Here is a 26703-nt window from a genome sequence, read left to right as displayed (position 1 = left end):
CACCTCGCCAGTGGCGTACGCTGACCCACACACCCGAACGACCGCGGGTCTCTGCCTCCACCGTCTCGATGTAGTCGCTGTCGAAGAAGGTCATGCCGTGGTCACTTCGCAATGGCCACAATCGCTGGTCACCAGCGACTGCCGACAGAAGTCGGAGCGGGTCCGGAAGTAAGATGAAATCTGGTCATGGAATTGACATCACTTTCGTCTTGCATCGCACCTACGACGCCTGGCCTTCCGAGGCGACCTGGCAATGGCAATACCATGAGCAACCCCCGTGCCAGGGTCGCGGAGCAGGCCGCGTGGATTGGCGCCAATCAGCGCTGTGCGCACGCCCGGAGCACCCCCCGACGTGCGCACGCTCGGCGCACGCTCACTCGATGCCGAGCTTCTTGAGCACGCGATGCAGCTGATAGCGGTTGCGCAGGCCGAGCTCGCGCCACGCGACCTCCTTGACGCCGGCGCAGCGCTCGAGCACGCCGAGCACGACCGCCCGCGTCAGGCTGGCGAGCGCCGGGGTCGGCTCGGGCGCGTCGGGGCGCGGGCGAGCGACCCGCACGAGCTCCGGCGGTGGACCGAGGACGCCGCCGTCGCCGTCGCCGTTTCGGAGCGCCCGCCACAGCAGCTCCTGCAGCTCGCGGACGTGGGTGGTGAAGCCGTAGCCGACGAGCGCGATGACCAGGTCGGGCCCGAGCGTGGGGGTGCTGGTTCGTGGGGTGCTGGCGGCGATCCCCTGCAGGATCTGCCGCGCGATCAGGATCGTGTCCTCCGGGCGCTCGCCGAGGCCCGGGACCTGCAGGCGGTGGGTGAAGCGGGCCAGGAGATCGTGCTTGAGCTCGCCAGGGTCGCGGTTGGTGGCGGCGAGCAGGCGCAGGTCCGCGTGGCGGATCTGGGTCTCGCCGAGGCGCTGGTACTCGCCGCGATCCATCACCCGCAGGAGGTGGGCCTGCAGGCTCGGGGCCAGCTCGCCGATCTCGTCGAGGAACAGCGAGCCGCCGGCGGCCTCGCCGAGCAGGCCGGGCCGCTCGGGCATCCCGGGGTTCGGATAGTTGCGGAGGTTGCCGAACAGCTCGGCGTCGATCAACGCCTCGGGGATCGTCGCCGCGTTGCGCGAGACCAGCGGGGCCGCGCCGCGCCGCGACTCGCGGTGGATCGCCTGGACGACCAGCTCCTTGCCGCTGCCGCTCGGACCGAGCACCAGCAGGTGCTCGCCCTGCGCGGCGAGGAAGAAGATCTGGCGCCGCAGCTCCCAGGTCGCGGGGGCCTCACCGACCAGGCCCCACGGGTCGGCCGCGCCGAACTCGAAGCCGTCATCGGAGCCCGGCGGTCGCGGCGACACCCAGGTCGCAGGCCGACGCGTGTAGAGCAGCACGAGGCGGTGCTCGACCTCGATGACGCCGCCGGGGCGGACCACGCCGACGGGCATCGCGTGGCCGTCGAGGCGCAGGGTGCCGCGGCCGAGCTGCTCGATGCGCAGGGCGCCGTCGGCCTCGTGGGAGATCGCCAGCTGGCGCCGTGACACCCGCGCGGAGCGCAGCGGCCCGGTGTCGACGCGACCGGCCGGGCGCAGCTGGCCGAAGCTCAGCGGGACCGCGTCGTCGTCGTCGGCCTCGATGGCCCGACCGATCGTGAACAGCTCGTTGCCCACCTGCGGCAGATGGACCGCCTCGCCGCAGCGCTCGGGCTCGTCGAGCGACCACAGCAGCACCAGCACCGGGACCGCGGAGGCCTCGTCGTCGCCGCCGCCGGGCACATGGAACGAGTCGTTGAGCGTGTCGGCGTTCGGGCCGGCGCGGCGGGGTTCGGGGGCCACGGGTGCATCGTATCGCAGACCCGCGGCTCCCCGGCCCGGTCACATGGGCGCGAGGTCCCAGAGGGCGCGCAGGTCGTCGCGCGCGCGCAGGCGATCGATGAAGGAGAGGTCGGCATCGGCCCTGGCGATGAGGGGACCCAGCTCGCGTCGCGCGGCGTCCTCGTCGCCGGCAGCGAGGGCCAGGGCCGCGAGGTCGAGGTGGAGGAGGCCAGCCTCGGTCTCCGTGAGTCCGGCGGCCCACAGATCGGGGGCCCGCGTCGGGTCGCGGATCGCCACCAGCGCGGCGCGGTAGCTCTCCTGTGCGGTCGCCACGTGCCCGAGCGCGGCGGCGGCGACGGCGTGGAGCTTGAGGACGTCGAAGGGGTCGCTGGCGAGGTCGCGCTCGGCCAGGCCGGCCGCGACCACCGCGAAGGCGCGCGGGTCCCTCTCCATCATCACCGCGAAGAACCACGCGTCGGCGAGGCGGCGGCGAAGCTCGGCCGGGCCGGCGGCGCCGCGGATGAGCGCGCCGAACACCTCGGGCTCGCTGCGCAGCAAGGCCGCGAGCGTGACGCTCAACCCGGCGGCGCTGTCCTTGTCGGCGAGCAGCGGCGCGAGGCCCTGCTCGGCCTCCCGCCAGCGGCCGAGACGCGCGAGCGCGACGACGCCGAGCAGGCGATCGGCGGGCGAGGGCGTGGCGACTCGGGACAAGGCAGCGAGCGCGGCGAGCGGATCGTCCTCGACCAGCGCGCGGCCGGCTTCGATGAGCGCGAGGTCCTGCGACGCACCAGGCCTCGCGGCGAGCCTCGCTCCGCGGAGCTCGATCCGCTGGATCTCGGCCCGGGCCAGCGATCTGGGGCCGTGGGAGGCGTTGATGGCGAGGCGGAGCGGCCCGTCCTCGTGCGCCTCGTGCGGGAGCAGGTTGCGCGCGTAGAAGCGAGTCGCTCCCCGGTCCTGCTCGACGGTGCAGGTCCACTCACCGAGCTCCGGGAGGAGGGTCGCACGGATCGTCACCAGGCCGAGGCGTTCGCCGCGATCACCGACCACGAAGGGCACGCGGGCGAAGCTGCGGCGGCCGTGGCACATGCAAGCGAACTCGTGGGTCCGCTCGCTGCCACCGCCGCTGGTGGTGACCTCGATGCCGAGCGGGCTGCTCCCGTCGACCAGCCCGCTGCCGTCGCGCACCAGCCCGAGCTCGAGGCCGCTGCGCCACTCGAGCTGCGCGAGGTCGAGGTCGACCGTGAGGCTGACGCTGTGGCCCGACCACTCGATCGGGGCCGAGGCTAGCTCGCCGAGGACCAGCGCGTCGACCTGCAGGGCCCCGCTGGCGCCGTCGCGGCGGAGCGCGAGGGGCTGGGCGACCCGCCAGACCGGCGCGAGCGGGCGGTCGAAGTCGAGGTCGATGACTTCATCGCTCAACGCCGCGACCCCGGCCGCGACGGCGGGCAGGGGCAGGTCGTCCCGCGTCGCCGCCGCTAGCTGCGCCGCCGCGCTGTCGATCCGCCCGAGGCGCAGGAAGCAGCGGGCCGCGCCCGCGTGCGCCTGGCCGGCGTGCAGAGCCCCGTCCGCCGCGCGAGCGAACAGCTCGGCCGCCTGCGCGTCGGCGCCGAGCGACTCGTGGAGCTCAGCCGCGCGGAGCAAGGCGCGCGCGCGCAGCTCGGGCTCGGCGACGAGGTCGGCCACGGTCACCAGGCTCTCGGCGGCCTGGCGGGCGAGGCCCATCTGCGCGAGCTCGTCGGCGTGGCGCCACATCGCGGCGAGCACCGGGTCGGCGGGCGCGGCCGCGTCGACGGGGCCGGGGACCGCCGCGTCGCTGGTCGGCAGCGTCGCCGCGCCGCTGCCGAGCACCCACACCCGTTCGGCGTCACGCAGGCCGGTGCTCGAGGCGATCACCTCGTCGTCGCCGTCGCCATCGAGGTCGAGGACGGCGATCGGCTGGAGGTCACCGAGCACGAGCGGGGCGATCGCGCCGTCGGGGCTGGTGACGAAGATCGTCGTGGTGTCACCGTTCCACGCGCTCGGGGTGTCCAGGACGCTCGAGCCGACGATCAGCTCGTCGCGGCCGTCGCCGTCGAGGTCGCCGACGAAGGGCCGACCATACGCGACCCTCGCGTCGGCGTGCACGCGCGGCGCCGGCATGAACGCGGTCTGGACCAGCGTGTCGTCCCTCAGCGCGAAGACGTAGACGCCGGCGGCCTCGCCGTTCGGGCGATCGCGCGGGAAGACAGCCGCGTTGCGGTACTCGTCGGACTTGCTGACGACGACCTCGCTGCCCACATCGGCGAGGCCCCGGCGGATCGTCGCGGCGCCGACGATGTTGCCGAGGCGATGACGCGTGAACCTCCGCAGCCGGTCCGTCTCCGGGTCGTGGCGCAGGAGCATGAGCTCGTAGGCGTTCCACGGCCCGAGCGCCGCGATCACCTCGGTCGTGCCGTCGCCGTCGAGGTCCTCGGCCAGCAGATCGACGACGTCCGAGCCTCGACGGTCGATGTCCGGCGCTGCCGCTCGCGTCGACCATGAGCCATCGGGGCCGGGCAGCAATTCGCGGACGTGGCGGGAGTAGGGCCCGGTCCCGACCAACAGCTCGCGGACCCCATCGCCGTCGACGTCGGCGGCGAGCGCCGAGATGACGCCGTCCTCGCGCCAGCGCAGGAGCTCGACGGGGGCGCCGTCTCGCCAGCTGCGGACGACCGCGTCGCGCTGGAATTCGCCGTCGACCGTCCGGCTCTCGCTGGCGACCAGCAGCGCCGGCTGGCCGGGGCCCGGCGCCAGCGCCCGGAACTTGCCGCGGTCGAGGTCGAGGCTGCCGATCGGCCCCAGCCCGGGCTCGGCGCGCAGCAGCGGGGCGATCTGCCGCTCGCGCGTGTCGGTCTCGAGGACGATCTCGAGGCGTCCATCGCCGTCGAGGTCGGCGACCACCGCGGCGCCGCGATGCCGGTGCGGGGTCTCGGTCGTCGGCTGCAACGCGGTGAGCACCGCCAGCACGGGCGCCCGCGGCGAGCCTGCCAGCGGCCCGCGGAGCAGCGCCGCGGCCCCCGCGAGGTCGCGCCGGGCCAGCGCGGCGTCGAGGCGCAGCTCGGCGAGCTCCGCCGCGTCGGTCATGCCAGTGCGACGCGCCGCGAGCTGCGAGAGGATCAGCGCGAGCCCTCGCCAGCGCATCTCGTCGCGGAAGATCCGGGCCAGGCCGACCTGCGCCAGCTGCTGGTCTTCGGCCGTGGTCGCCACGACATAGGCGCCGGCGAAGGCGTCGAGCGCCCCGGGCGTGTCCTGGCGACGGCGCGCCCGCTCGGCTCGGTGCAGCCAGGCCCGGCCGACCGCGGCGCTGCCACGATTGTCCGGGTGGCCGACGAAGGTCGTGAACAGCTGCTCGGCCTCGTCGCTCGCGCCGGCGGCGAGCGCCTCGTCGATCCGGGCCTCGATGGCGACCAGGCGCTCCGTGGCGCGGGCCTCCGCGGCGATCCGCTGCCACTGGTCCCACGTCCATTGCCCGGCGAGGAGCAAGCCGGACGCCAGCGCCAGGGCGGCGACGATGAGACCGACGAGGCGCCAGCGTCGGCGCCCCCGCTCGATCGGGTCGTCGACGAGCGCCGCCAGCATCGCCTTGATGCTCGGGTGACGGGCTGCCGGGTCGCGCGCGAGCCCGCGGGTGATCACGACGCGCAACCACGCCGGGATCCTCGCGGCCGGCGGCGCCTCGCGCGGGCTGCCGTCGACGACCGCCAGCTTGCGCGCCGCGAAGGTGTCGCCGGCGAAGGGCGTCTCGCCGTGGAGCGCCTCGTAGAGGGCGACCGAGAAGGCGAATATATCGGTGCGCCGGTCGACTGGCTGCGCGAGGAATTGTTCGGGTGCCATGTACGCCGGCGTCCCGAGGATCGCCCCGGCGCGCGTCAGGTGGCGATCGAGGAGCGCGTGGCGCCCCCCCGTACCGACGGTCGTCTCGCCCGTCTCCGCCGCCTCCACCGCCGCGACGCTGTCCTCGGCGGCGAGACCGAAGTCGAGGACCCGCGCGCGCCCGTCGTCGCCGACCAGCACGTTGTCGGGCTTGAAGTCGCGGTGGACGATCCCCGCGTCGTGGGCCGCGGCGAGGCCTCGACCTGCCTGCATGTACATGTCGAGGATCGCCCGTCGACCGGTCGGCGTCGCCGGATCGTGGCGCCTCTGCCAGGCCCGCAGCGTCTCGCCCTCGACGTACTCCATGGCGACGAAGAGCTCGCCGCCCATCTCCCCGACGTCGTGGACCTGGACGACGTTGGGGTGGGACAGCCGGGCCAGCGCCTGGGCCTCACGCTGGGTCCGCGCCCGGCCGATGACATCGTCGGCGCGGCGCGAGCGGACCACCTTGAGCGCCACGCGTCGGTTGAGCTCCTGGTCGTAGCCCGAGTAGACCTCGCCCATCCCGCCCTCGCCGAGCTTGGCGAGCAGCACGTAGCGACCGAGCGACGCGCCGATGACCCGCGCGCGCGCCCGGGTCGTCGCGGTCGTCGCATCTGAGAGCGTCTCGCCGAAGCGCCGACTGGCGGGATCCTCGTGCGAGTCGACGGTGTCCGCGTCCACCGGTGTCGGCGCGGGCGGCGGGGGCACGGCCACGGCCACGTCCTGGGAGGCCAGAGTCTCCGCGTCGGGGAGACCGGGCTTTGCGAGCGGCTGCCCGCGGATCACACGGTCGCTGCCAGCCAAGCCGTCGCATGATATCCGAGCCCCCGCGCCCCGGCGTAGATCGATTGCATCGATCACGCGGCCGACTTGGACGAATCAACGGATTCGCGCGCGAACGGAGGAGGGCGCTCCATCCCACCGGTGGAAGACCGCCCGTGACCGTCGCTCAGATCACCTTCGAGATATCCACCGAGTAGACCTTGAGGTCGCCGACCACGTCGATTGGGAAGGTGATCCCAAAGCTGAGCCCATCGGTCGGGAGGGTCAGTTCGAAGGGGCACAGGAATTTCGTGCCCGTGCGCTTGCTGGTGGCATAGAAGCCGCCGCCGTCGGGGAGCGTGGTGACCTCGAGTTTGACCTCTGGAATGGTGGCGTCGACGTTGAGGATCGCCAGGTAGACGCCGATCGAGCCGGGGGGCAGGACCGCCGTGAAGGCGACGTAGCCGGAGTAATCGTCGCTCGTGCCGCGCCGGAGGTGGACGTAGGAGCCCTGGCCGTCGGCGGCGCGGTAGAAGTGCTCGGGGTTGAAGCAATTGACGCGAGAATTGTCGAGGCTGAGGCGGATCGTCGCGCCGGGCGCCGCCAGGGTCTCGCTCGGGGTCGGCGTGGGCGCGGCGGGGAGGCCGAGCTGGCGCGCCAGCTTGCCGAGGATCGTGGTCCGCTCGACGTCGGCGCGGACGAGCTCGGCGGCGCTCTCGCGGCTGACCGAGACGGCGGCCTCGAGCTCGGCGGAGCGAGTGAGGCCGGCCTGCGGGCGGAGGATGGCGAGCGGCGGCTCGGGCTCAACGGTGGGGAGCTTCGCCTTGGGCCTGCGGAGGTCGATGCGTTCGGGCATGCCGGTGAGGATGCCACCGGGCCGCGCCTTGTGTCACCGTCGCCGCCGCTGCGCTCGCGTGGCGATGTCGCGCGGGTGATGCCGTCGGTCCGTCGCAGCGCCGATTCGTATGGGTATTTTGTTGACACGCGTCGCGTTGAAATGGCCTGCAGCGCGCGCTGCGGGCCGCTCCGCGATCAAGCCCGCATCGCGTCTGCATTCGCGTGCTCTTGCGGTGGTGTCGCTCCGTCCGCCACGCTGGCCAGGTTTCAAGGAGAGAGGTCGTATGAAGAACACGTGGATGATGCGGCTTGGCGCTGTCGTGCTCGGTATCAGCGCGGGGACCTGCGGCCCCTCGGACGGATCGAGCGCCGAGGCGTGGTGCCGCGACGCCGCAGAGAAGGCGCCGGAAAGTATCGACGCGCAATGTACGTGCAGCGTGAATGACGGCACATACCCCGACAAGCAATCGTGTATCGACGATCTGACTGTCGACGATTCCTCCTATGATTGTGTCTGCCCGCTCTACAACAAGTATCCGGCGTTGAGCGCGTACATCGACTGTATCGCCCCCTCCCAGGAGACGCTGGCCGATTGCTTCCAGTCGGCTGGCTGCGACCCGGACAAGCGGGACGCCTGCTTCGACGCGCTCCTCAACGACCTCTCGGCGTGTGAAATTTCGCCGGAGGCGGAGGCGGAGCAGGAGGCGTTTGACGCCGAGATCGCGGAGAAGTGCGGGCCCCTGATACCGTAGGTGCGCGTCGTCGCCCCGGGACCACGACGCCAGGCCGCGACCATGAACCGCCGGCCCGACCGCGAGTCGGATCAAGAGGAAAGCCCGGGCGCAGCGGCGGCGACGGTAACGCGGCCGCGGCGCCCGCGAGCCCGCGAACCTAGAAATGGACGACCAGGCCGCCAGCGCGCGGGCGCAGGACCACGGTCGGCTGCTGGCGATGATGGCGGCCGAGCCGGACGCCCCAGTAGATGCTGGTGCCGATCGGGATGGCGGCCAGCGGGAGCAGGACGACGCCGGTGATGACGCGGCCGAAGCTGAAGCAGTCGTCGTTGCTGCAGTTGCCCGGCACGACCAGCAGCAGTGTGCCGGTCAGCACCATGGCGCTGGCGAACCCGCCCGAGAGGCCAGTGTGCAGCTGCAAGCGCCGCCGCTCGCTGGCCCAGGTGGCCTGCTTCTCGGCCGCGGCCGTCGGGGCCCGTTCGCTGCGGACCGGGCGCTCAACATCGGTGGGCGCCTCGCTCGGGCCCTCGGCGACCGGCTGGAGCAGCGCGAACAGGACGAGCGTATCGAGCGGGGCCAGGCTGAGCATTGGACCCCGAGCTTACGCTGGGATCGTCGCGCCCTGCTGTTCCCCGCCGCTCCGGGAGAACCAGGCCCAGCCCGCCACTGCCGACCGCGATCGTTCGCGACCCGGCGGTCACTCCCCCGGGGTTGACTGTGCGACCATCACGGCAACAGGAGAGCTCGGTATGCGGATGCGCGCGTGTTTGATCGGTGGAGCGGTCGTCGGGGCGCTGTCCCTCCCGACCTGGATGTCCGGCCAGGCGGCGCCGGTGCTGCCGCAGAAGCAGCCGACGCGGTCGCAGCCGACCCTCGCCAACCCGCCGGGCACGGCCAAGGCCGTCGCGGCGCTGGCCCGCTTCGCCAACGGTCAGCTCGGCCAGAGCGCCTACGACCAGCGCGTCGCCAAGGTGCTCGGCAAGACCCCGGCCGCCAAGACGACGGCGAAGCGGCTGGTCCAGGCGCTCGAGGCGATGCCCGTGGCCCAGCGCGCCAAGGCCTTCCCCGGGCTCGGCAAGCCCGAGTCGCTGACCACCCAGCTCTTCGATCACACCCAGTACCAGGTATCCGCGGCCACGAAGTGGGGCAAGGCCCTGCAGCCCGCGGCCACGGTGCTGGCGCCCGACCCCTACGACCCCGGCGACAAGCCGCAATATGAGCTCATGTACAGCGGCATGAAGTGCGACAAGACGGCCGACGCCGACGCCACCGACGAGACCGCCGTCTACCTCAATGTCCTCTCTCCCGGCGGCAACAATTACCTGAGCAACCCGAGCTACCTGCCGGCGGCCGGGACCACGCCCGCGAGCCTCGGCGCGTTGAGCACCGCCAACGCCGGCAAGGCGTGGAGCAGCGTGGCCTGGCCGGGCGGATGGAACTCCGGCATCGTCATCGTCACCGGCGTGATCGAGGACAACGGCGACCTCGAGCAGCGCAAGCAGGAGATCGACCTGCTCGTGCAATTCGCGATCTCCGAGACGGACGAGGACCATGACACCCCCGACCGCATGGAGGTCCTGCGCCGCGAGCTGGACGACGCGCTGGCCCTGCTGCACCTGGCCAACCCGGACCGCTGGTCGGCGAAGGCGGTACAGGTGCGCAAGCTGACCAGCGCCGAATACGACGCCCTGTACGTCAAGCCGTCGACCCCGAGCCCGGTCGCGCACAAGCTGACGGCCCAGCACGACCCTCGCGGCGCCGACTACACCCTGTTCTTCGACATCCCCCCGCCGAACGTCAGCTTCAAGACGGTGGTCGTGAAGATCAAGGAGATCGAGGCCCTCGGCGTCGACAAGGACAAGGCCGAGAACAAGATCGCCGACCTCGGCGTCGTCGTGTCGATCAACGCCAACACCGGCGCCGAGGCGACCCGCATCTTTGCCGCCAACAAGAACCTGGTCAAGCCGGCGTGGACCATCGAGCGCGACGTCCAGGCCGGGCGCACCGTCAGCATCGGCCTGCGCGTGTTCGACGACGACGCCGCGCCGACCTGCGGCTGCACCTCCGCGGGCGGCTGGCCCGTCAGCAGTTGCTACACCTACTGCGCCGCGCCGGCGCAGAAGGACCAGTGCCAGGCCGTCTTCTCGGGCTACGGCTACGGCGGCAGCCCGAGCTACGGCGGCACCTGCCCGCACCAGCAGATCCAATACGATATTCACCCGCTGCCGAACTCTGGCGACGGATGGTTCTACAGCGAATACGAGACGCTCGGCTTCTCGTTCGACCTCGCGACCAACAAGATCGCCGGGGACGTGAGCGGCAGCCCCGGCACCTTCACGGTGCTCGGCACCGACGGCGCCGGCAATCGGGCGCGCATCGTCTTCGAGGTCGGCATCAAGTAGTCCACCCGGGGCGAGGGATCCGCGATTGAACATCGCGCGGCCGGAGGCTAGATTCGCGGCAATGCCAGCCGCCAGGACCACCACGACCACGAAGGTCGCCGCGAAGAAGCCAGCCGCCGCCAGGACCACGAAGGTCGCCGCGAAGCAGCCAGCCGCCCGGACCACGAAGGTCGCCGCGAAGCAGCCAGCCGCCCCCGCCCCGCGGATGACGCTCGCGGAGGCGATGCACGAGCTCGAGCAAGCCGGGTCGGCGCAGACGCGAAAGACCTACGCCCGCCACGGCGCCACCGGGCCGATGTTCGGCGTCAGCTTCGCGGCGCTCAAGCTGCTGCACAAGCGGATCGGCGTCGACCACGAGCTCGCGTGCGCGCTGTGGGACACCGGCAATTTCGACGCTCGCAACCTCGCCGTGAAGGTCGTCGATCCAGCGCGGATGTCGTCGGCCGAGCTCGACCGCTGGGCGCGTGAGGCGGGCGCGCGGAGCTGCGGCGGCTATGTCGCGATGCTGGCCGCCGAGGGCCCGCACGCGGCCGCGAAGGCCGCCACGTGGCTCGCCCGGGACGCCCCTGTGCGCCCCGCGGGCTGGACCCTCGTCGGTCAGCTCGCCCAGCGCGACGAGGCCATGCCCGACGCGTGGTTCAAGGAGCGCCTCGCCGAGATCGAGGCGACGATCGACAGCGTGCCCAACGCCGAGCGCGAGGCGATGCACCTCGCGGTCATCACGATCGGCTGCCGCAACCCCGCGCTCCGCAAGGCGGCCACCGCCGCCGCCAAGCGCATCGGCAAGGTCGAGGTGGACCACGGCGACACCGCCTGCAAGACGCCCGACGCCGCCGCCGCGATCGACAAGGCCTGGGCGCACTCCCTGGCCAAGGGCTTCGCCTCCCCGGCCGCGCACGAGCGGACGCGCGAGCCGCTGCGGCTGCGCTGCTGAGAGTCGACGCCAAGGTCGGCCACCGCGCCGACCTCAGCCGCTCTCGCTGGACTTGTGGCCCGCGCTGTCACTGCGCATGGCGAGCTCGTCATAGATGACGCAGGGGCCGCCGTGCGAGACCTCGAGGCCCTCGACCTCCGGCCGGGCGAATCGATAGGTCTGCGGGTGAAACAGCGGGAGGAGGCAGACCTCCTGTTGGATATAATCCTCGGTCTGGCGATAGATCGCGTGGCGGAGCTGCGGGTCGGCGGTGGCCTGGCCCTTCTCGAGCAGGCGATCGCAGCGCTCCGATCCACACAAAGCGCCGAGCCGGCCCTCGCAGGTGTGGAGCAGGTTGAGGAACGAGTGGGCGTCGGGATAGTCGGCGAACCAGCGCGTGAAGTTGATGTCGATCATCGCGGTCGGGTCCGCGAGGTCGCGAATGTTGTAAGTCTGATCGTAGATCTGCAGGTGGACGCCGAGGCCCGCCAGCGTCTCGGTCAGGCGGCGAAAGTACGCCTTGTACTCGCCGAAGAAGACCGGGTGGACCAGCGCCGTGAGCACGACGTCGCGGGCGGTGGTCGGCGCCGAGTCGCTGACCGGCGCGGGCACGGCGACCTCGGGCTCGTAGCCCAGCAGACCCGGAGGGATCAGGCTGTGCGCCGGCTTGGCCAGGCGTCCGATCGTCTGTCGCGCGAAGCGGACGCGGTCGATCGCCTGGGCGATCTGCCGCCGCAGGCCAGGGTCCGCGAGCGGGCCGCGAACCACGTTGAACGCGACGAAGTAGGTCCCGAAGGCCGGCGTCTCGCGGTAGCCCGCGGCGTAGCGGGGGTCGCGGCGCAGGACCTCGACGTCCTCCGGCAGCAGCTCGCCGGCGATGGCGAAGCGGCCCGCCTCGAAGCCCGCGCGGATCTCGGCCGCGGGCACGCCGAAGTGGAACACGAGCTCGCGGCAGCGCGGGTATCCGGGTCGCCAGTAGCCGACCGCGCGCTCGAGCTCGAGGCGCCGGCCGGGGTCGAAGTGAACCACGCGGAACGGGCCGGTGCCGACCGGGTTCTCGAACCATCGGTCGCCGCGCTGATCGGCGCCCTCCGGGACGATCGCGCAGACGCCGTGCGACAGCAGGCCCGGGAAGTACACCAATGGGCGCACGATCTCGATCGTGAATTCGTGGGCAGAGTGGATATGAAAGCCCGCGAGCTCGCTGGCCTCGCCGGCCAGCATCGCCGAGGCGCCGACGATCGGCGCGTAGAGCCAGCGGTCGCCGGCGTCGGGGCGTCGGAGCATGCGCTCGAAGCTGTAGCGGACGTCGCGGGCGGTCAGGCGGTGGCCGTCGTGGAAGGTGACCCCGCGGCGCAGGCGGAAGCGATAGCTGGTGCCGCCGGCCTGCACCTCGATGGATTCGGCGAGCCACGGGACGATCTGCGCCGTGCCGACCCGACGGGTCAGCGATTCGAAGATGCTCGGGAGGACCTCCTGGTACTCCATATAATCACCCTTGGTCGGGTCGAGGCTCATCACCTGACCCCGCAGGGGCACGCGGATCACGGCGCTGGACGACGGCTCCTTGCGGCGGTGCTGCGCGGCGCGGCGGCTGATCTCGGCGTAATTGGCGTAGGGCGGGCTGGAGCGCAGGTGGAGGCCGACGACGTCGGGGCCCGCGATTCGGTGGTCGACCGCGTAGAACAGCGGCAATAGGATGCTCTCGTGCTGCAGGAGATCCTCGAACTCACGGTAGTAGCGCTCGCGCGCGGCGGGCTCGACCTCGCTGCGCCCGAGCTCGAGCAGGCGATCGGCCTCGGGTGAGGAGAAACAGCGGCGCAGGCGACCGGACTGGGAGTGGAAGTTACCGAATGTGAAGTCGTCGGGATCGTCGTAGTCAGCGCCCCAGCGGATCAGCAGGATGTCGATCGCGTCGGGGAGCTCGCCGCTGCTGGCGAAGCTCGCCAGGTCGACCGGGACCAGCTCGATCGTCACGCCGAGGTTTGACCACACCGCGATCAGGGCGTCGAGCAGCGCCCGGTAGCGCTCGCGGATCACCGGGAAGAGCAGGACGCGGATCGGCGACACGATGCCGGCGCTGTCGAGCAGGGCACGGGCGTCGGCTTCGGTCAGGCGGCGCCGCCGTCGACCCGGGTCGTGGCCGAGGATCCCCGGCGGAACCAGGCCGCTGGCGGGCACGCCGAAGCGGCCGAGGACCTGCCAGACGAGCTCCTGCACCGGGACGACCTCGGCGAGCGCGCGCCGGACCTCGGGGCGGCGCGCGTTCGGCCCGCTGTTCGCGTTGAAGAGCGCGAAGAAGGTCTGCTTCAGCGGCGCCTCGACCATCGTGCCGACGGCGTCGACCAGCTCGGGGGCGACGGCGCCGATCAGGTCGAGCTCGCGGGCTCGCAGGCCAGCAGCCAGCGCGGCCGCGCCGTCGACGGTGCGAAACTCGATCGAGTCGAGGTTGGCCGGCACGCCGCGCCAGTGCTCGGGGAAGCGCTCGATCACCGCGCTGCGCGGACCGATCGAGACCAGCTTGAACGGCCCCGTGCCGGCGACCAGGCGCTGGGCCCCGGGCGTGTCGTCGGCGACGTGGGTGATCGCGGTCGTCAAGTTGGTCAGGAAGGCGGGGTAGATCTGGAGCGGCTGGGTCAGCTCGATCTCCAGGCGGTGCTCGCCGGTCGCCTTCAGGCCGCGGATCTCGCTCGCCTCGCCGCGCTGGAACTCGGCCGCGCCGTCGATCACGGCCACCGCGGCCGGCATCTCGCCGGCGCGGCGCCGGATCAGGTCGGTGAGCGAGGCGACCACGGTGGCGGCCGTCAGGACGTGGCCGTCGTGGAAGCGGACGTCGGGGCGCAGCGTGAACACGAAGCTCTCGCCGCCGCGGCGCGGCTCCCAGCGCTCGCACAGGCACGGCAGGAGGTGGCCGTCCTCCTCGGCGACCAGCAGCGTCTCGAAGATGTTGGCGAGCACCTCGATGTCGTCCTGGGTCTGGGCCGCCGCTGGCTCGGGGTGCGGAGGGGTGGCGAGGGCGACGACCAGACGTCCGCCGACCGCGGGCCGCGGGCCACGCTCATCGCGTCGGCCGGCGTCGCGGTCGAGGAGCTCGACCTCATGGAGGTACTCGGCCGCGAGGTCGCTGTCGCCGCGCAGGCTGGCGAGGGTGGCCGCGAGCGCGAGCAGCTGGGCGAGCACCTCGAGCTGACCGAGCCCGCGTGCGGCCGCGAGTCCGAGGTCGACCCAGCGGCGGGTGTCGTCGGTCAGGCGCGCCTGCCAGGCGGTGCGCGCCGCGAGCAGGAGGCAGCGGACCTCGTCCGCGGGCCGACCGAGCCCGCGGTACACGGTGATCGCGGCCTCGGCCTCGCGCAGGGCGCCGTCGAGGTTGCCGTTCATGCGGTACGCGGCGGCGAGCAGCTCACGGACCTCGCCGTGGGCGGCGGGGTCGCCTTGCCACTCCTCGTCGAGGAACTCGAGCGCGGTGCGGGCCGCCCGGATCGCCTCATCGGGGTTGAACGCCGCGATCGACTGGCGGGCCGCACGGATCCCGTAGAGGACGCTCTGGTCGGGCACGTCGCCCTCGGCGTAGTGGTGCAGGAGCTGGGCGTAGACGCGTTCGATGCGGTTGGCGTAGCGCCCCTCGAGGTAGGTCGCGTAGCGGCGGTGCAGGCCGCGACGGCGGCGACGGGGGATCTGGGCGTAGAGCACCTCGCGGACGACGCCGCTGGCGAACGACAGCCGGTCACCCCGCGACGACCGCTCCTCCACGAGCAGGCCTTCTTGCACGAGGCGATCGATCGCCTCGTCGAGGTCGTCGCCCTCGCGCGCGAGCTGCTCGAGCTCGCGGGCGTCGAAGGTCTTGCCGATCACGGTGGCGCACACGAGGATCTCGCGCAGGGCCTCCGGCAGGCGGCCGAGTCGGCGGTCGATCGCCTGCTGGATGGTCGCTGGCAGGGCGCTCGACAGATGGCTCGGGCTCAGCAGCAACCAGGTGTCGGCGCCCTCGGCCGCGGTCTCGTTGCTGAGCAGGGATCGGACGACCTCGCCGGTGAAGAAGGGGTTGCCCTCGGTGGTCGCGTAGAGGTGGTCCACCACGAGATCCGAGACCGGGACGTCGCCCAGCAGGCTGGTCAGCAGGTTGCGGTGCTCGCTGCGCGAGAGCGGGCCGAGGGTCAACGAGGCGAAGCGCCGGGAACCGCGGAGCTCCTCGAGCATGCGGTGGATCGGATGGTGACGCTCGACCTCGGTCGTGCGGTAGGTGGCGACGATCAGCGTCGGCGTCGCGGCGAGGCGCCGCACGATGTACTGCAGGGCCTCGATCGAGGCCCCGGCGGCGTGCAGATCCTCGAAGACGAGCAGCAGCGGGCCGACCGAGGTGAGGCGGACGAACACGCGGGCGAGCGCCTCGAACAGCTGGGCCCGGTTGTCGCTCGCGCGGGCCGTCGTCGCCGCGTGCGGCAGCTCGCCGGCGGCCGCTCGCAGGGCCTCGATCTCGCCCAGGGTCGGGAAGCAGGCGATGAGGTCGCCGGCGACGTCCGCGAGCTCGGGCAGCGGCCCGCCGCCGGTCTCGCGCTGGCGAAAGAAGTCGACCAGCACCTCGCACAGCCCGTAGTAGGGCGAGGGCCCGTCCTGCTCGGCGAGCTGGCCGTGGAGGACGGTCAGGCCGCGAGCCGACGCCAGCGACTCGAGCTCGGCGACCAGACGCGTCTTGCCGACCCCGGCGTCGCCGCCGAGGACGACGAAGTGGCCCTCGCCCGTCAACATGCGGTTGAGCCGCTGCTGCAGGTCGGCCAGCTCGTGCTGGCGACCGATCAGGGGCGTCGCCTGGGCCCGGCGCACGGGCCCGACGACCAGGCTGTTTTGCGTCGGGCCCGCGTGGAGCAGGCGGGCCCGCACCTGCCGCAAGCTGCGGGCGAGCGCCGCCATCGAGGCCGGCCGATCGATCGGCGCCTTGGCCAGGCAGCTCATCACGATGGCGGCCAGCTCGGGGTCGACGGTGATGCCGCGGTCGTGCAGCGGCTGGGGGTACTCGTGGGCGATCCGGTAGAGGATCGTCTGCGGCTCGCCGACGAAGGGCGGCTCGCCGGCGATGCACTCGTAGAGCACGTTGCCGAGGGCGTAGATGTCCGAGGCCGCGTCGGCCATCTTGCCGGTGATGTTCTCCGGGCTGAGGTAGGCGACGGTGCCGATCAGCACGCCCGTGCGGGTCAAGGGGTCGTCGTCGACGCTGCGCGCCAGGCCGAAGTCCATCACGGTGACGCGGGGCACCCCCTGCTCACCGCGAGACACGAGGATGTTGGCGGGCTTGACGTCGCGGTGGACGATCCCGCGCGCGTGGGTGTACGCGAGGGCCTCGGCGACCGCGATCCCGATGTCGATGACGCTCGGCAGGTCGATCGTCGCCCGGATCATCTCCTGCAGGCTCAGGCCCTCGATCACGGGCATGACATAGAACAGCACGCCCGCGTCGCGACCGAAGTCGTAGATCGAGATGATCGCCGGGTGACCGAGCTGGGCGATCGTCTGCGCCTCGCTGCGGAAGCGCCGCTCCGCATCGTCGGTGACCCCGCCCGTCGCGGAGATGATCTTGATCGCTACCTCGCGGCCGAGCACCTGGTCGCGGGCCCGATAGACCACTCCCATGCCACCTTGCCCGAGCTCCGCGAGCACTTCATAGCGACCCGCAAGCTTGGTCCCGATCATCCCGCTGGATCGCCATACCACGGAACCTGGCGCCGACGCGAGGCGGCCCCGTGGTGCCGCCGCACTCGCTCGTCACGTCATAGGCTCGGCCGCGATCCTGGCCGCGGTTTCGCGCCCAGGCCGACGCCGCGCGCGCTCCGCGGGGCGGATGATGGCGAGTCTATGCGGAGGTGTCCGCCTCGGGAGGCGCTCGAGCGGAGGCAGCAGCGAGCGCCGCTCGCCCCCGGGCTCGCCGTCACCAGGGGGCCCTCTGCGGCCCCTGGTGCGTGCGCCGCAGCTTCTGGGCGAGCCTCCCGAAGTCCAGGCCATGATGGCGTGCGAGCCACGCGGCCTTGCGCTCGATGAGCGGCCAGTTGGGCTGATATGCGGTGTTGTTGAACGCGAAGACGATCTGATTGCCGTCAATCGAGACTTCTTGGACGAGCAGGCGGGCACCAAAGGCGCTGGCGATCATCCGGAGGTTGGCTCGCCGCGCGTCGGTCGGACCCACCAAATTCATGACCAGCAATCCGTCGGGCTCGAGGCGCGCGCGGATCTCGCGATAGAAGGCATCATCACAGAAAGTGGGCGCGATGCCATGTTTGTCGCAGCCATCGATGAGCACGATGTCGACCCGATCCGTCATGCTCGCCACGTAGTCGACGGCGTCCCCTTGCACGAGCGTGTGTCGCGCCCCCTGGGGCGGGACCTCGAAGAGATCACTGAATGCGATCACCTCGGAGTTGATCTCGACGGTGGTGATTCGCGTCGTAGGTAAATGGTGGTAGCAATATTTGGTGAGCGACCCACCTCCCAGACCCACGACCAGGATGTGCCTGGGCGCGGACATGAACAGCATGAATGCCATCATCTTCCGGGTATAGGCCAGGCTCAGGTCATTCGGCACCCGGATCACCATCTCGCTCTGCACGTACATCGGTGAGAAGTGCAGGCGCCGGACCACGCCGTTGTCGAAGACGAAGGGCTTGGGATAGTCGAACTCGAGCAAGCTAGCGACCAGAGCGCGCCGATCCGCATGGACGGGCTCGTGGAGGAGCAGCATCCCCTCGTCGAAGAGGAACGCCGCCGGGATCCAGATCCTGTCGTTCATGCAGTGGCTCAGGTGTCGAGCGATGGTAGGCCCTTGGCGCCGCGCAGCCAAGCCCGATCGCGGCGAGCTTGCCACGCGGACCTCATGCTGCATCGCCGCGCCAGAGCAGGTACAACGAGCCCCGGAGCGACCCATGACCGACGACCCGCAGCAGCTCGAGCCCTCCCCCGAGTTTCGCGCCCGCGCCCGCGTCCGCTCGCGCGCCGACTACGAGGCGCTCCACCGCGAGAGCCTCGCCGACCCCGAGACCTTCTGGTCGCGTGAGCTCGCCGGTCTGCTCGGCGGCTGGTCCAGCGTCCGCCAGGGCGAGCTCCCGGACGCCACCTGGTTTCACGGCGCCACCCTCAACGTCAGCGAGCGCTGCCTCGACCGCCACCTCACCGGCCCAGCCCGCCACAAGGCCGCCCTCATCTGGGAGGGCGAGCCGCAGGACGCCCACGGCCAGCCCGAGACCCGCACCCTCACGTATTTGCAATTACACCGCGAGGTCGTGCGCCTCGCCGCCGCCCTCACCGCGCTGGGCGTCGGCGCCGGCGATCGCGTGATCATCTACATGGGCATGGTCCCTGAGGCCATCGTCGCCATGCTGGCCTGCGCCCGCCTCGGCGCCGTGCATTCGGTGGTGTTCGGCGGCTTCGCTGCCGAGGCCCTGCACAGCCGGATCGTCGACTGCGAGGCCCGCCTCGTGATCACGCAGGACGGGGCCTGGCGCCGCGGCAGCGTCGTGCCGATGAAGCCCGTCGTCGACGCCGCGCTCGCCCTCTCCCCCGGCGTGGCGAAGGTCATCGTCCTCCGCCGCGTCGCCGCAGCCCTCCCGGTCAATATGACCCCGGGCCGCGACCTGTGGTGGGACGACGCCCTCGCCCTCGCCCACCCGTCCACGCCATCCGCCCCGGCCCAGGTCGACGCCGAGCACCCGCTCTTCATCCTCTACACCTCGGGCTCGACCGGCAAGCCCAAGGGCGTGCTGCACAGCAGCGCCGGCTACCTCGCGGGCGCCTACCTCAGCGCCCGCCACGTCCTCGATCTGCAGCCCGACGATCTGCTGTGGTGCACCGCCGACATCGGCTGGATCACCGGCCACAGCTACGTCGTCTACGGCCCGCTCGCCAACGCCGCGACCGTCCTGATCTACGAGGGTGCCCCCAACGCGCCCGACCCCGGCCGCATCTGGCAGATCGTCGAGCGCCACCGCGTCACGATCCTCTACACCGCACCGACGGCGATCCGCGCCTTCATGCGCTGGGGCGACGCCTGGCCCGCCGCGCACGAGCTCGGCAGCCTGCGCCTGCTCGGCACCGTCGGCGAGCCGATCGGCCCCGACGCCTGGCACTGGTATCAGCGAACGATCGGCGGCGGCCGCTGCCCGATCGTCGACACCTGGTGGCAGACCGAGACCGGCTCCATCATGCTCAGCACCCTCCCCGGCGCCGTCCCGGCCCGCCCAGGGCGCGCCGGCCTCCCGTTCTTCGGCGTCGACGCGGCCGTCGTCCACCCCGACGGCCGCCCCTGCGCCGCCGACGAGACCGGCCTCCTGGTCCTGCGCCGCGCCTGGCCCTCGATGCTGCGCACGATCTGGGGCAACCACGAGCGCTTCCTCGCCGGCTACTTCGCCCCGATCGCCGGCGTCTACTTCACCGGCGACAGCGCCCGCGTCGACGCCGACGGATACGTCACCGTGCTCGGCCGCGTCGACGACGTGCTCAACGTCGCCGGTCACCGCATCGGCACCGCCGAGATCGAGGCCGCGATCGGCACCCACCCCGCCGTCGCCGAGTCCGCCGCCGTCGGCCGCCCCGACGATCTCAAGGGCCAGGCCCTCGTCGTGTTCGTCACCCTCAAGCTCGGCCACCACGCGAGCCCGGCCCTGCACGACGAGATCCTCGCCCAGGTCGCCCACGAGGTCGGCAAGTTCGCCCGGCCCGACGAGCTGCGCTTCACCGAGGCCCTGCCCAAGACCCGCAGCGGCAAGATCATGCGCCGCTTCCTCAAGGAGATCGCCGCCGGCCGCGAGACCACCGGCGACACCAGCACCCTCGAGGATCTCGGCGTGCTCGCCCGCCTGCGCGCCGCCCCCGAAGAGTGAGCCGGAGCAGCGACTCACGGGCTGTGCGCACGCCACGAACGGATGAAGGTCCGCGCACACGCCCGATCGAGGACGATGACATCGTCGCGGAGCTCCTCGAACACGACGCCGAGCTCCCACAGCCGGAGCAGCGGCTCGAACGGCGAAGCTACGATGCCCGCTGCGCGCTGGGCCCAGGCTCCGCCCACGTCGAAGCACAGCATCTCGCGGGTCTCCGGCGTGAGCTTCGCGGCGGCCTTCCACCACGACGCCTGGCGAAATGCCGGTCCCTTCATCCGCCGCCAGTCCCACGGCTGCGGCCGGACACGGTCCCAGATCGGACTCGTCAGCACCAGCGGGACCGTGCCGCACGGCTTCCCCTCGCGCACACGGCCCCACTGGATGCGATCGACGGCGGGTGCGTTGGTCAGCCGACGCACCGCCTCGCGCGCCGCCGCCTCGGCCGCCTCGACGACCTCCGGCAGCGCGACCATCCACATTGCCGCGATCGAGGTCGGCGAGCTCGTCGTCCGCCGGACCATCGCGTTGCCCTTGCCGTGGCAATCGCCACAAAGGTCGTCGTAGTTGTAGCCCGTCGCGCCCATTCCGCCGCATGCGTCGCAGAAGAACAGGATCTCCTGATCCGCGAACCCGCGGCGAGCGTCGTCTCGCCAGGAGTGCGGGACCAGCCCACACTCACTCGCCACACGCCAGGCATCTCGCGCCTTGCGCAGCGGGATCGAGCGGGTGGACCCGCGGACCCGGTAGGACAGCGTCGCTGGCTGATCGGCGTCGTCGTCGGTGATGCAGTAGGATCGCGTCCGCGTGTACGCAGCCTCGTCCGCCGCTTCGAGCCCCTCGGCGAGGATCCGGGCGACCCGCCAGGGGAGCGGCCGACACGGGCCATCGACCGCGCTCAGATCCAGGTCGGGCATGGCCACGTCGCCGAACACGCCGCGAGCATAGACCCGGCGCAATCCTTCCGCCGGGCATGCATGGATTGCGCCGCGCCGCCGCGAACGCGACCGCTTTCACGGCTCCGCCGTGGCACGTGTCTTGCTGAAGCGGCACCATGCCCCACAGCCACAGCGCCGTCGCCGTCCCGATCCATGCCGACGCCATCGTGGCCCCGCGGCTGACCGTGCTCCCGCGAGTCGAGTCGACGCCCGATCCGCCGCGACAACCGGCCCGGCACGACAACCCCGGCTCGCTCACCCCCTACTTCCACGACCTCGCCACCCTCGACCTCATGACCCGCGACGAGGAGCTCGCCGCCGCCGTCCGCATCGCCACCCTGCGGCAGACCTACTGGCGCTCCATCCTGTCCTACCCGCCCTTCATCGCCGGCATCTGCGAGCTCGCCGGCGAGGTCCTGCCCGCCGACACCTGCCCCGCCGACGCCCTGGACGCCATGCGCCGCGCCTCCCGGGCCCTCCGCGACCGCGACCTCCTCCTCCACCGCCAGGCCTACGAGGCCGCCCGCGAGCGCCTCACCCTCGCCCTCGCCGAGGCCGACCTCGACGGCCTCCTCTCCGACCGCATCCTCGCCGACCTCGGCAGCGTCGAGGCCGGTCACAACGAGGCCATCAGCATGACGGTCAAGCTCCCGCCCCGCGGCAGCCTGCCCTTCGTGCACTACATCAGCACGGTGCGCACGAACCACCACGCCCTGTGGAGCGTGAAGAACGCCTTCATCAAGGCCAACCTCCGCCTCGTCGTCACCATCGCCCGCCGCTTCAACCACGGCCGCATGCCCCTGCAGGATCTCATCCAGGAGGGCAACGTCGGCCTGCTCAAGGCCGTCGACCGCTTCGACCACCGCAAGGGCTTCCGCTTCTCCACCTACGGCAGCTGGTGGATCCGTCACGCGATCAGCCGGGCGATCGCCGACCAGGCCCGCACCGTCCGTCTCCCCGTCCACATGCTCGAGGCCCACAACAAGGTCTGTCGCGCCCGCCGCGACTTCGCGACCCAGCACGGCCGCCAGCCCGACGAGGCCGAGCTCGTCGCGCTCACCGGCGTCAGCGCCGAACGCCTCCAGCGCATGAACTACGCGCTGGTCGAGGCTCCCGTCAGCCTCGACCAACCGCGCCCCGGCGACACCGGCCTCACCCTCCTCGACACCCTCGCCGACACCCACACCCTCGAGGCCGTCGAGGACATGGACCACGATCTCCTGATCGCCAGTGTCCGCGAGGCCCTCACCGCGCTCTCGCCGATCGAGGCCGACATCCTCCGCAAGCGCATGGGCATGGGCGACGAGCAAGAGCTCACCCTCAAGCAGATCGGCGAGCACCACGCACTCTCACGCGAGCGCATCCGCCAGCTGCAGGAGCAGGCGCTCGCCAAGCTCCGCGCCGAGTTTCGCCGCCGCGACCTCCTGTAACCCAAGAACGTCACCCAGGAACAGCCATGCCGAACCGAGTCACGCACCCATCGCCCGTCCTCTCCCGCATCGCCCCCCGATCGGGCCTGCTGCTCGCGCTGCTGCTCGCGCTGTCCGGAGGCTGCGACGAGACGATCGCGCAGAAGCCGAACACCGCGCCGACGGCCGTCGACCCCAAGGCGCCCCCGGCCCCGAGTGGACAGGTCACGGCCACGCCGCAGCCGGCTTCGCCGGGGCAGCCCGCCGAGCCGCCGATCGCCGCCTTCGATCGCTGCTACCGCGGCTGCTTCACGGCCCACACCAACGCGACCAACCGCGAGACCTGCAAGCTCCAGTGCGACAGCCTGGCCGAGGACAAGCTCGGCGCCAACGCGGACCCGGCCGCGCGCGCCATGTATCAGCACCTGCGCGGCTGCATGATCAATTGCTGGGAGGACAGCAAGCTCAGCGAGACCAACCGCGAGACCTGCCTGCTCACCTGCGACGACGACGCGGCGATCGCCGTCACCCCGCCGCCGAAGCACGAGCTGGAGGTCGTCCCGGGCACCGTCCTCACGCCCGGCACTCCCCTCCCGCCCGGCGTCCACGCCCCCGCAGCGAGCGACGCCCCGCCAGCCCCGAAGTGAACCACGATCGTGATCGTGCCGACCACCGCGCCCGATCGGCAGAGATTGCCGCCACGCCCGCGGCGCGCACGGCCTTGGCACGCCCGGCCCCCTGCTGTACGGTCACCGCCATGACCGAGGACGTCGAGAAGCTCCGCGAGACCCTCGCCACCCTACACACGGAGCTCGGCAGCATCGAGACCCGCGACCCCGAGGTCCGCAACCTGCTGGCGGGCACCCTCAAGGAGATCGCCGACAAGCTCAGCGCCCGCGAGGCCGGCCTGCCCGTCGAGCCACCCGTCAGCCCCGAGCTCGCCGAGGCGGCGCGTCAGTTCGAGGTCGAGTACCCGACCCTCGCCGCGACCCTGCGCGGTGTGGTCGAGTCCCTGTCGCGCATGGGCATCTGACACCTACCCCGGCACGACCGGCGGCTCGTCGTCCGGCAGTACGCACGAGGTCAGGTCGAACAGCATGAACACCAGCGCCTTCTCCTGCGGCGACAGCTCGGTGGTCACGCAGCCCTGCGGGAACGCCTGCCCGGTCTGGTCGCCGGACGACACGTGCAGGTCGGAGAACACCACCCGCCCGCACTGCTCCTCCGGCGCCGCCCCGATCGGCGTGTTGAAGGTGAAGTACTGCACCGAGTCCTGCGCCGCGATGTCGATCCACGGCTGGACCAGCTGCGCGTCGATCGACTTCACCGACTTCTGCGCCGCCTTGAGCTCGATCTCCCCGTACACCAGCGACCCGCCGACGTTGACCAGCCACTCCGCGAGCGCCTTGCCCTTCGGGAAGGTGTCGATCACCGCGCCCGTGATCGGGCTCGGCAGGTCCGGGTCGAACTGAAACTGGGCCACCGTCGGGAACGGCGGCGGCCCCTTGCGCAGCCAGTAGTTGTGCACGTGCGACGCGAAGATGCGGCCGCCCGCCTGCGCATAGTCGAACACCGCCTGCGCCGCCTGCATCGACTTGTTGGTCTCCTCGAGCGAGCCCTCGCACGCGAGCAGCAGCGCGTCGTACTTGAACAGCGTCGCCACGTCGTTCCACAGCGCCGTCGTCGGCGCGAACGCGGCCCCGCCGTTCAGCTCCGGCACGAACTTCTGCCCGCCGCCGAGCCCGCTAAACAGGTGCACCCGCCCGTCGCCCGCGTCGGTGGTGAACTCCGCGTCGTCGACCCCGATCTTGCGCAGCAGACACTCGAGCGGGTCGGCGCCACCGGTCGTGATCGCCAGCTGCGGCATGTCGCCCTCGGCCTTGTTGCGCGGCAGTCGGCTCAGATCGGCGGCGACCGCGGTGTCGACGCAGGGCTCCACCTTCGGCACCACGACCTGCCGGCGCCACTTCCCGATCTGCACCACCAGCGGGATGTCGTCGCCGGCCGGGACATCCTTCAGCACGAAGGCCCCCGCCGTGTCGCTCAGCGTCGCCACGATCGGCGCGCCCGACGGCGCCGTGTCGCAGGTCGTGCACTGCGCCCCGATCGTGATCGGCTCGACCGGCGCGTTCGGCACGTAGACCACCGCGTTGTACAGCGGCAGCTTGCCCGCCGGATCGTAGACCACGCCGGTCAGGTTGGTCGTCGTGTTCCCACCGCACAGCACCTGCTGACACTCGAGCCCGACGCAGCCGCCGCTGGTCCCCCCCGTCGACCCGCTCGACAAGACCTCGCCCGTGCTCACGCCGCCCGTCGTGCCCGCGCTCGTGCTCGTGCCAGTCGGCGACTCCGTCGTCACCCCACCCGTCGTCGCCCCGCCCGTCGGCTCCGTCGTCAGCGACCCGCTCGTGCCGCTCGTGCCAGGCGTCGCCGCGCTCGTCTCGAGCGTCGTGGTCGCCTCCCGCCCCGAATCACCGCACGCCACAAACCCAGCAACGAACGTCAGAACAACCCCGATGCGCGGCATGAACACCTCCATCGCCAGGGTACTACGAAGCCTCCGCGCGCCGCTCGCGGCGCCCCCGCAGGCCCGCGACCAAGCCCCGCCATCACCACCCAGGCCCCACCCCCTCGCACCGGCGCCGCCCGGCTTGCGACCTCAGCGACGCGGTCCATGGTCCGGCCATGTCGACCCACGCACCGACCGTCCGCCAGTTCATGACCCTCGACCCCGTCACCATCGACGGCGGCCTGTCCGTCGCCGACGCCCGCCAGCGCCTGTTCCAGACCCACGCCCGCCACCTCCCCGTGTACGTCGGCGGCCACCTCGTCGGCATCCTCAGCGACCGCGACCTCGCCCGCGTCGCCGCCGTCGACGGCTTCGAGGACAAGCACGCCACCGCCGAACAGGCCTGCACACCGAGCCCCTACGTCGTCGGCCCCGACACCCCGCTCGCCGAGGTCGCCCAGGTCCTCGCCGACCAAAAATTCGGCGCCGCCCTGGTCATGCAGGAGGGCCACCTCCTCGGCATCTTCACCGTCATCGACGCCCTCCACGCGCTCGTCACCCTGCTCCGCCCCGTCACCGCCAGCCTCGGCGCCGACCCCCACGCCGCGACCGACCCCGCCCACGACCACGGCCGTGACCCGCGTGAGACCGCCCTCCTGCACAGCCAGGCCCTGCACGACGACCTCGCCCACGCCGCGGCCGGCGTCCGCGTCGGCCTCGACACCGTCGGCGGCAGCGTCGACCTCCGCAGCGACGCCGGCCGCCGCTCGGAGATCCGCCGCGCCGGGCGAACCGTCACCGGCCGCGACAACAGCGACAAGACCTGAGCCCCGCAGCGCGTACATGCAATCTCTGCGTCGAAGCGCAAACACCTGCGCCCGCCGCGACCGCAAGTGCCCGCCGCCGCCGCCCGCGCCGCTGGCACAAGGCTTGCGATGGCCGGGCATCATGCTCAGCTCCACGCCCATCGTCCGCCAGTTCATGACCCCCGACCCCGTGACCATCGACGGCGGCCTCTCCGTCGCCGACGCCCGTGAGCGCCTGTTCTACACCCACGCCCGCCACCTCCCGGTCTACGTCGGCGGCCACCTCGTCGGCATCCTCAGCGACCGCGACCTCGCCCGCGTCGACACCTACGCCGGCAAGAACCCGACCGTCGAGCAGGTCTGCTCGCCAAACCCCTACGTCGTCGGCCCCAACACCCCGCTCGCCGAGGTCGCCCAGGTCCTCGCCGACCAGAAGTTCGGCGCCGCTCTGGTCATGCAAGATGGCCAGCTCCTCGGCATCTTCACCGTCATCGACGCCCTCCGCGCCCTGGTCGCCCAGCTCCGCCCCGTCACCGCCAGCCTCGGCCCCGACGCGCCCGCCACCGCCGAGCCCCACCACGATCACGGCCACGATCCCCGACACGACGCCATGATGCACAGCCAGTCCCGCCACGACGGCGTCAGCCAGGCCGCCCCCGGCGTGCGCGTCGGCCTCGACTCCGTCGGCGGCAGCATCGATGTCCGCAGCGACGCGGGCCACCGCGCCGAGCTGCGCCGCGCCGCCACCACCGTGACCGGCCGCGACAAACCCTGAGCCGCCCCGGCCCGGGCGCGGCTCGGCTACCAAGCCGCCGCGCCCACCACATCGTGCTGGCCGTCCTGGTCCGCCGCGCTCCTGGTCCTCCACGT

Annotated in this window: 17 protein-coding genes; 9 read left to right on the top strand and 8 right to left on the bottom strand. The window is 71.9% G+C overall.

Features of this window, described 5'->3' with window-relative positions; translation table 11 throughout:
* Window positions 1-373: 373 nt before the first annotated feature.
* The 3 genes from IPJ59_RS28515 to IPJ59_RS28505 form a co-directional block, all read right to left on the bottom strand.
* Window positions 374-1813 (bottom strand): sigma 54-dependent Fis family transcriptional regulator, encoded by a 1440-nt coding sequence (locus IPJ59_RS28515; protein ID WP_293274132.1) that lies wholly within the window; start codon window positions 1811-1813, stop codon window positions 374-376.
* Between the two features lie 39 nt (window positions 1814-1852).
* Window positions 1853-6469 carry a serine/threonine-protein kinase gene (locus tag IPJ59_RS28510; RefSeq protein WP_293274131.1) on the bottom strand — a complete coding sequence of 1539 codons (4617 nt, stop codon included), beginning with the start codon at window positions 6467-6469 and terminating at the stop codon, window positions 1853-1855.
* Between the two features lie 145 nt (window positions 6470-6614).
* Window positions 6615-7283 (bottom strand): hypothetical protein, encoded by a 669-nt coding sequence (locus IPJ59_RS28505; protein ID WP_293274130.1) that lies wholly within the window; start codon window positions 7281-7283, stop codon window positions 6615-6617.
* 265 nt (window positions 7284-7548) lie between these two features.
* On the opposite strand from IPJ59_RS28505, the gene IPJ59_RS28500 reads away from it, so the two are divergent.
* On the top strand, window positions 7549-8016 hold the full coding sequence (locus tag IPJ59_RS28500) for a hypothetical protein (protein ID WP_293261366.1): 468 nt from the start codon (window positions 7549-7551) through the stop codon (window positions 8014-8016).
* 139 nt (window positions 8017-8155) lie between these two features.
* Here IPJ59_RS28500 and IPJ59_RS28495 read toward each other — a convergent pair whose 3' ends face one another.
* Entirely contained in the window at window positions 8156-8587 is a 432-nt protein-coding gene (locus tag IPJ59_RS28495; protein ID WP_293261369.1) for a hypothetical protein, read from the bottom strand.
* Between the two features lie 160 nt (window positions 8588-8747).
* On the opposite strand from IPJ59_RS28495, the gene IPJ59_RS28490 reads away from it, so the two are divergent.
* Together IPJ59_RS28490 and IPJ59_RS28485 are read left to right on the top strand one after the other, a co-directional pair.
* On the top strand, window positions 8748-10400 hold the full coding sequence (locus IPJ59_RS28490) for a hypothetical protein (RefSeq protein ID WP_293261372.1): 1653 nt from the start codon (window positions 8748-8750) through the stop codon (window positions 10398-10400).
* 61 nt (window positions 10401-10461) lie between these two features.
* Window positions 10462-11334: a DNA alkylation repair protein gene (locus IPJ59_RS28485; protein WP_293261375.1), complete on the top strand. Its 873-nt coding sequence runs from the start codon at window positions 10462-10464 to the stop codon at window positions 11332-11334.
* A 33-nt stretch (window positions 11335-11367) separates the two neighbouring features.
* Here the strand turns inward: IPJ59_RS28485 and IPJ59_RS28480 are convergent, their stop codons facing one another.
* Together IPJ59_RS28480 and IPJ59_RS28475 are read right to left on the bottom strand one after the other, a co-directional pair.
* A complete protein-coding gene (locus IPJ59_RS28480) occupies window positions 11368-16998 on the bottom strand; it encodes an ABC transporter substrate-binding protein (RefSeq protein WP_293274129.1) in 5631 nt (1876 codons plus the stop codon).
* 235 nt (window positions 16999-17233) lie between these two features.
* On the bottom strand, window positions 17234-18088 hold the full coding sequence (locus tag IPJ59_RS28475; protein WP_293274128.1) for a spermine/spermidine synthase domain-containing protein: 855 nt from the start codon (window positions 18086-18088) through the stop codon (window positions 17234-17236).
* A gap of 133 nt (window positions 18089-18221) precedes the next feature.
* Here IPJ59_RS28475 and acs point away from each other — a divergent pair, with 133 nt between their 5' ends.
* Window positions 18222-20174 (top strand): acetate--CoA ligase, encoded by a 1953-nt coding sequence (gene acs, locus IPJ59_RS28470; protein WP_293274127.1) that lies wholly within the window; start codon window positions 18222-18224, stop codon window positions 20172-20174.
* A gap of 14 nt (window positions 20175-20188) precedes the next feature.
* Here the strand turns inward: acs and IPJ59_RS28465 are convergent, their stop codons facing one another.
* Window positions 20189-21106, bottom strand: coding sequence for a DnaJ-like cysteine-rich domain-containing protein (locus tag IPJ59_RS28465; RefSeq protein WP_293274126.1), 918 nt, complete (start codon window positions 21104-21106; stop codon window positions 20189-20191).
* Between the two features lie 119 nt (window positions 21107-21225).
* Here IPJ59_RS28465 and IPJ59_RS28460 point away from each other — a divergent pair, with 119 nt between their 5' ends.
* The 3 genes from IPJ59_RS28460 (at window position 21226) to IPJ59_RS28450 (ending at window position 23551) form a co-directional block, all read left to right on the top strand.
* Window positions 21226-22539, top strand: coding sequence for a sigma-70 family RNA polymerase sigma factor (locus IPJ59_RS28460; protein WP_293274125.1), 1314 nt, complete (start codon window positions 21226-21228; stop codon window positions 22537-22539).
* Between the two features lie 26 nt (window positions 22540-22565).
* On the top strand, window positions 22566-23165 hold the full coding sequence (locus IPJ59_RS28455; RefSeq protein ID WP_293261401.1) for a hypothetical protein: 600 nt from the start codon (window positions 22566-22568) through the stop codon (window positions 23163-23165).
* A 110-nt stretch (window positions 23166-23275) separates the two neighbouring features.
* Window positions 23276-23551, top strand: a complete 276-nt coding sequence (locus tag IPJ59_RS28450) for a DUF4404 family protein (RefSeq protein WP_293261404.1) — start codon at window positions 23276-23278, stop codon at window positions 23549-23551.
* Between the two features lie 3 nt (window positions 23552-23554).
* Here the strand turns inward: IPJ59_RS28450 and IPJ59_RS28445 are convergent, their stop codons facing one another.
* Entirely contained in the window at window positions 23555-25057 is a 1503-nt protein-coding gene (locus IPJ59_RS28445) for a hypothetical protein (RefSeq protein WP_293261407.1), read from the bottom strand.
* A gap of 146 nt (window positions 25058-25203) precedes the next feature.
* On the opposite strand from IPJ59_RS28445, the gene IPJ59_RS28440 reads away from it, so the two are divergent.
* Complete coding sequence (locus IPJ59_RS28440) at window positions 25204-25854, top strand: CBS domain-containing protein (RefSeq protein ID WP_293274124.1); 651 nt, start codon at window positions 25204-25206, stop codon at window positions 25852-25854.
* 121 nt (window positions 25855-25975) lie between these two features.
* Complete coding sequence (locus tag IPJ59_RS28435; RefSeq protein WP_293261413.1) at window positions 25976-26608, top strand: CBS domain-containing protein; 633 nt, start codon at window positions 25976-25978, stop codon at window positions 26606-26608.
* Window positions 26609-26703 lie beyond the last annotated feature (95 nt).

Source organism: Nannocystis sp. (assembly GCF_016714285.1).
In the GTDB taxonomy this organism is placed as follows: domain Bacteria; phylum Myxococcota_A; class Polyangia; order Nannocystales; family Nannocystaceae; genus Nannocystis.
Note: the sequence above shows the minus strand (reverse complement) of the source record. Positions and strands in the feature narration are given on the sequence as shown.

What these genes read in the sequence shown, in the direction of transcription:
- IPJ59_RS28505 (WP_293274130.1), bottom strand. Translation starts at nt 7,283, where the DNA reads ATGCCCGAACGCATCGACCTCCGCAGGCCCAAGGCGAAGCTCCCCACC.
- IPJ59_RS28500 (WP_293261366.1), top strand. Translation starts at nt 7,549, where the DNA reads ATGAAGAACACGTGGATGATGCGGCTTGGCGCTGTCGTGCTCGGTATC.
- IPJ59_RS28495 (WP_293261369.1), bottom strand. Translation starts at nt 8,587, where the DNA reads ATGCTCAGCCTGGCCCCGCTCGATACGCTCGTCCTGTTCGCGCTGCTC.
- IPJ59_RS28490 (WP_293261372.1), top strand. Translation starts at nt 8,748, where the DNA reads ATGCGGATGCGCGCGTGTTTGATCGGTGGAGCGGTCGTCGGGGCGCTG.
- IPJ59_RS28485 (WP_293261375.1), top strand. Translation starts at nt 10,462, where the DNA reads ATGCCAGCCGCCAGGACCACCACGACCACGAAGGTCGCCGCGAAGAAG.
- IPJ59_RS28480 (WP_293274129.1), bottom strand. Translation starts at nt 16,998, where the DNA reads ATGATCGGGACCAAGCTTGCGGGTCGCTATGAAGTGCTCGCGGAGCTC.
- IPJ59_RS28475 (WP_293274128.1), bottom strand. Translation starts at nt 18,088, where the DNA reads ATGAACGACAGGATCTGGATCCCGGCGGCGTTCCTCTTCGACGAGGGG.
- acs (WP_293274127.1), top strand. Translation starts at nt 18,222, where the DNA reads ATGACCGACGACCCGCAGCAGCTCGAGCCCTCCCCCGAGTTTCGCGCC.
- IPJ59_RS28460 (WP_293274125.1), top strand. Translation starts at nt 21,226, where the DNA reads ATGCCCCACAGCCACAGCGCCGTCGCCGTCCCGATCCATGCCGACGCC.
- IPJ59_RS28455 (WP_293261401.1), top strand. Translation starts at nt 22,566, where the DNA reads ATGCCGAACCGAGTCACGCACCCATCGCCCGTCCTCTCCCGCATCGCC.
- IPJ59_RS28450 (WP_293261404.1), top strand. Translation starts at nt 23,276, where the DNA reads ATGACCGAGGACGTCGAGAAGCTCCGCGAGACCCTCGCCACCCTACAC.
- IPJ59_RS28445 (WP_293261407.1), bottom strand. Translation starts at nt 25,057, where the DNA reads ATGGAGGTGTTCATGCCGCGCATCGGGGTTGTTCTGACGTTCGTTGCT.
- IPJ59_RS28440 (WP_293274124.1), top strand. Translation starts at nt 25,204, where the DNA reads ATGTCGACCCACGCACCGACCGTCCGCCAGTTCATGACCCTCGACCCC.
- IPJ59_RS28435 (WP_293261413.1), top strand. Translation starts at nt 25,976, where the DNA reads ATGCTCAGCTCCACGCCCATCGTCCGCCAGTTCATGACCCCCGACCCC.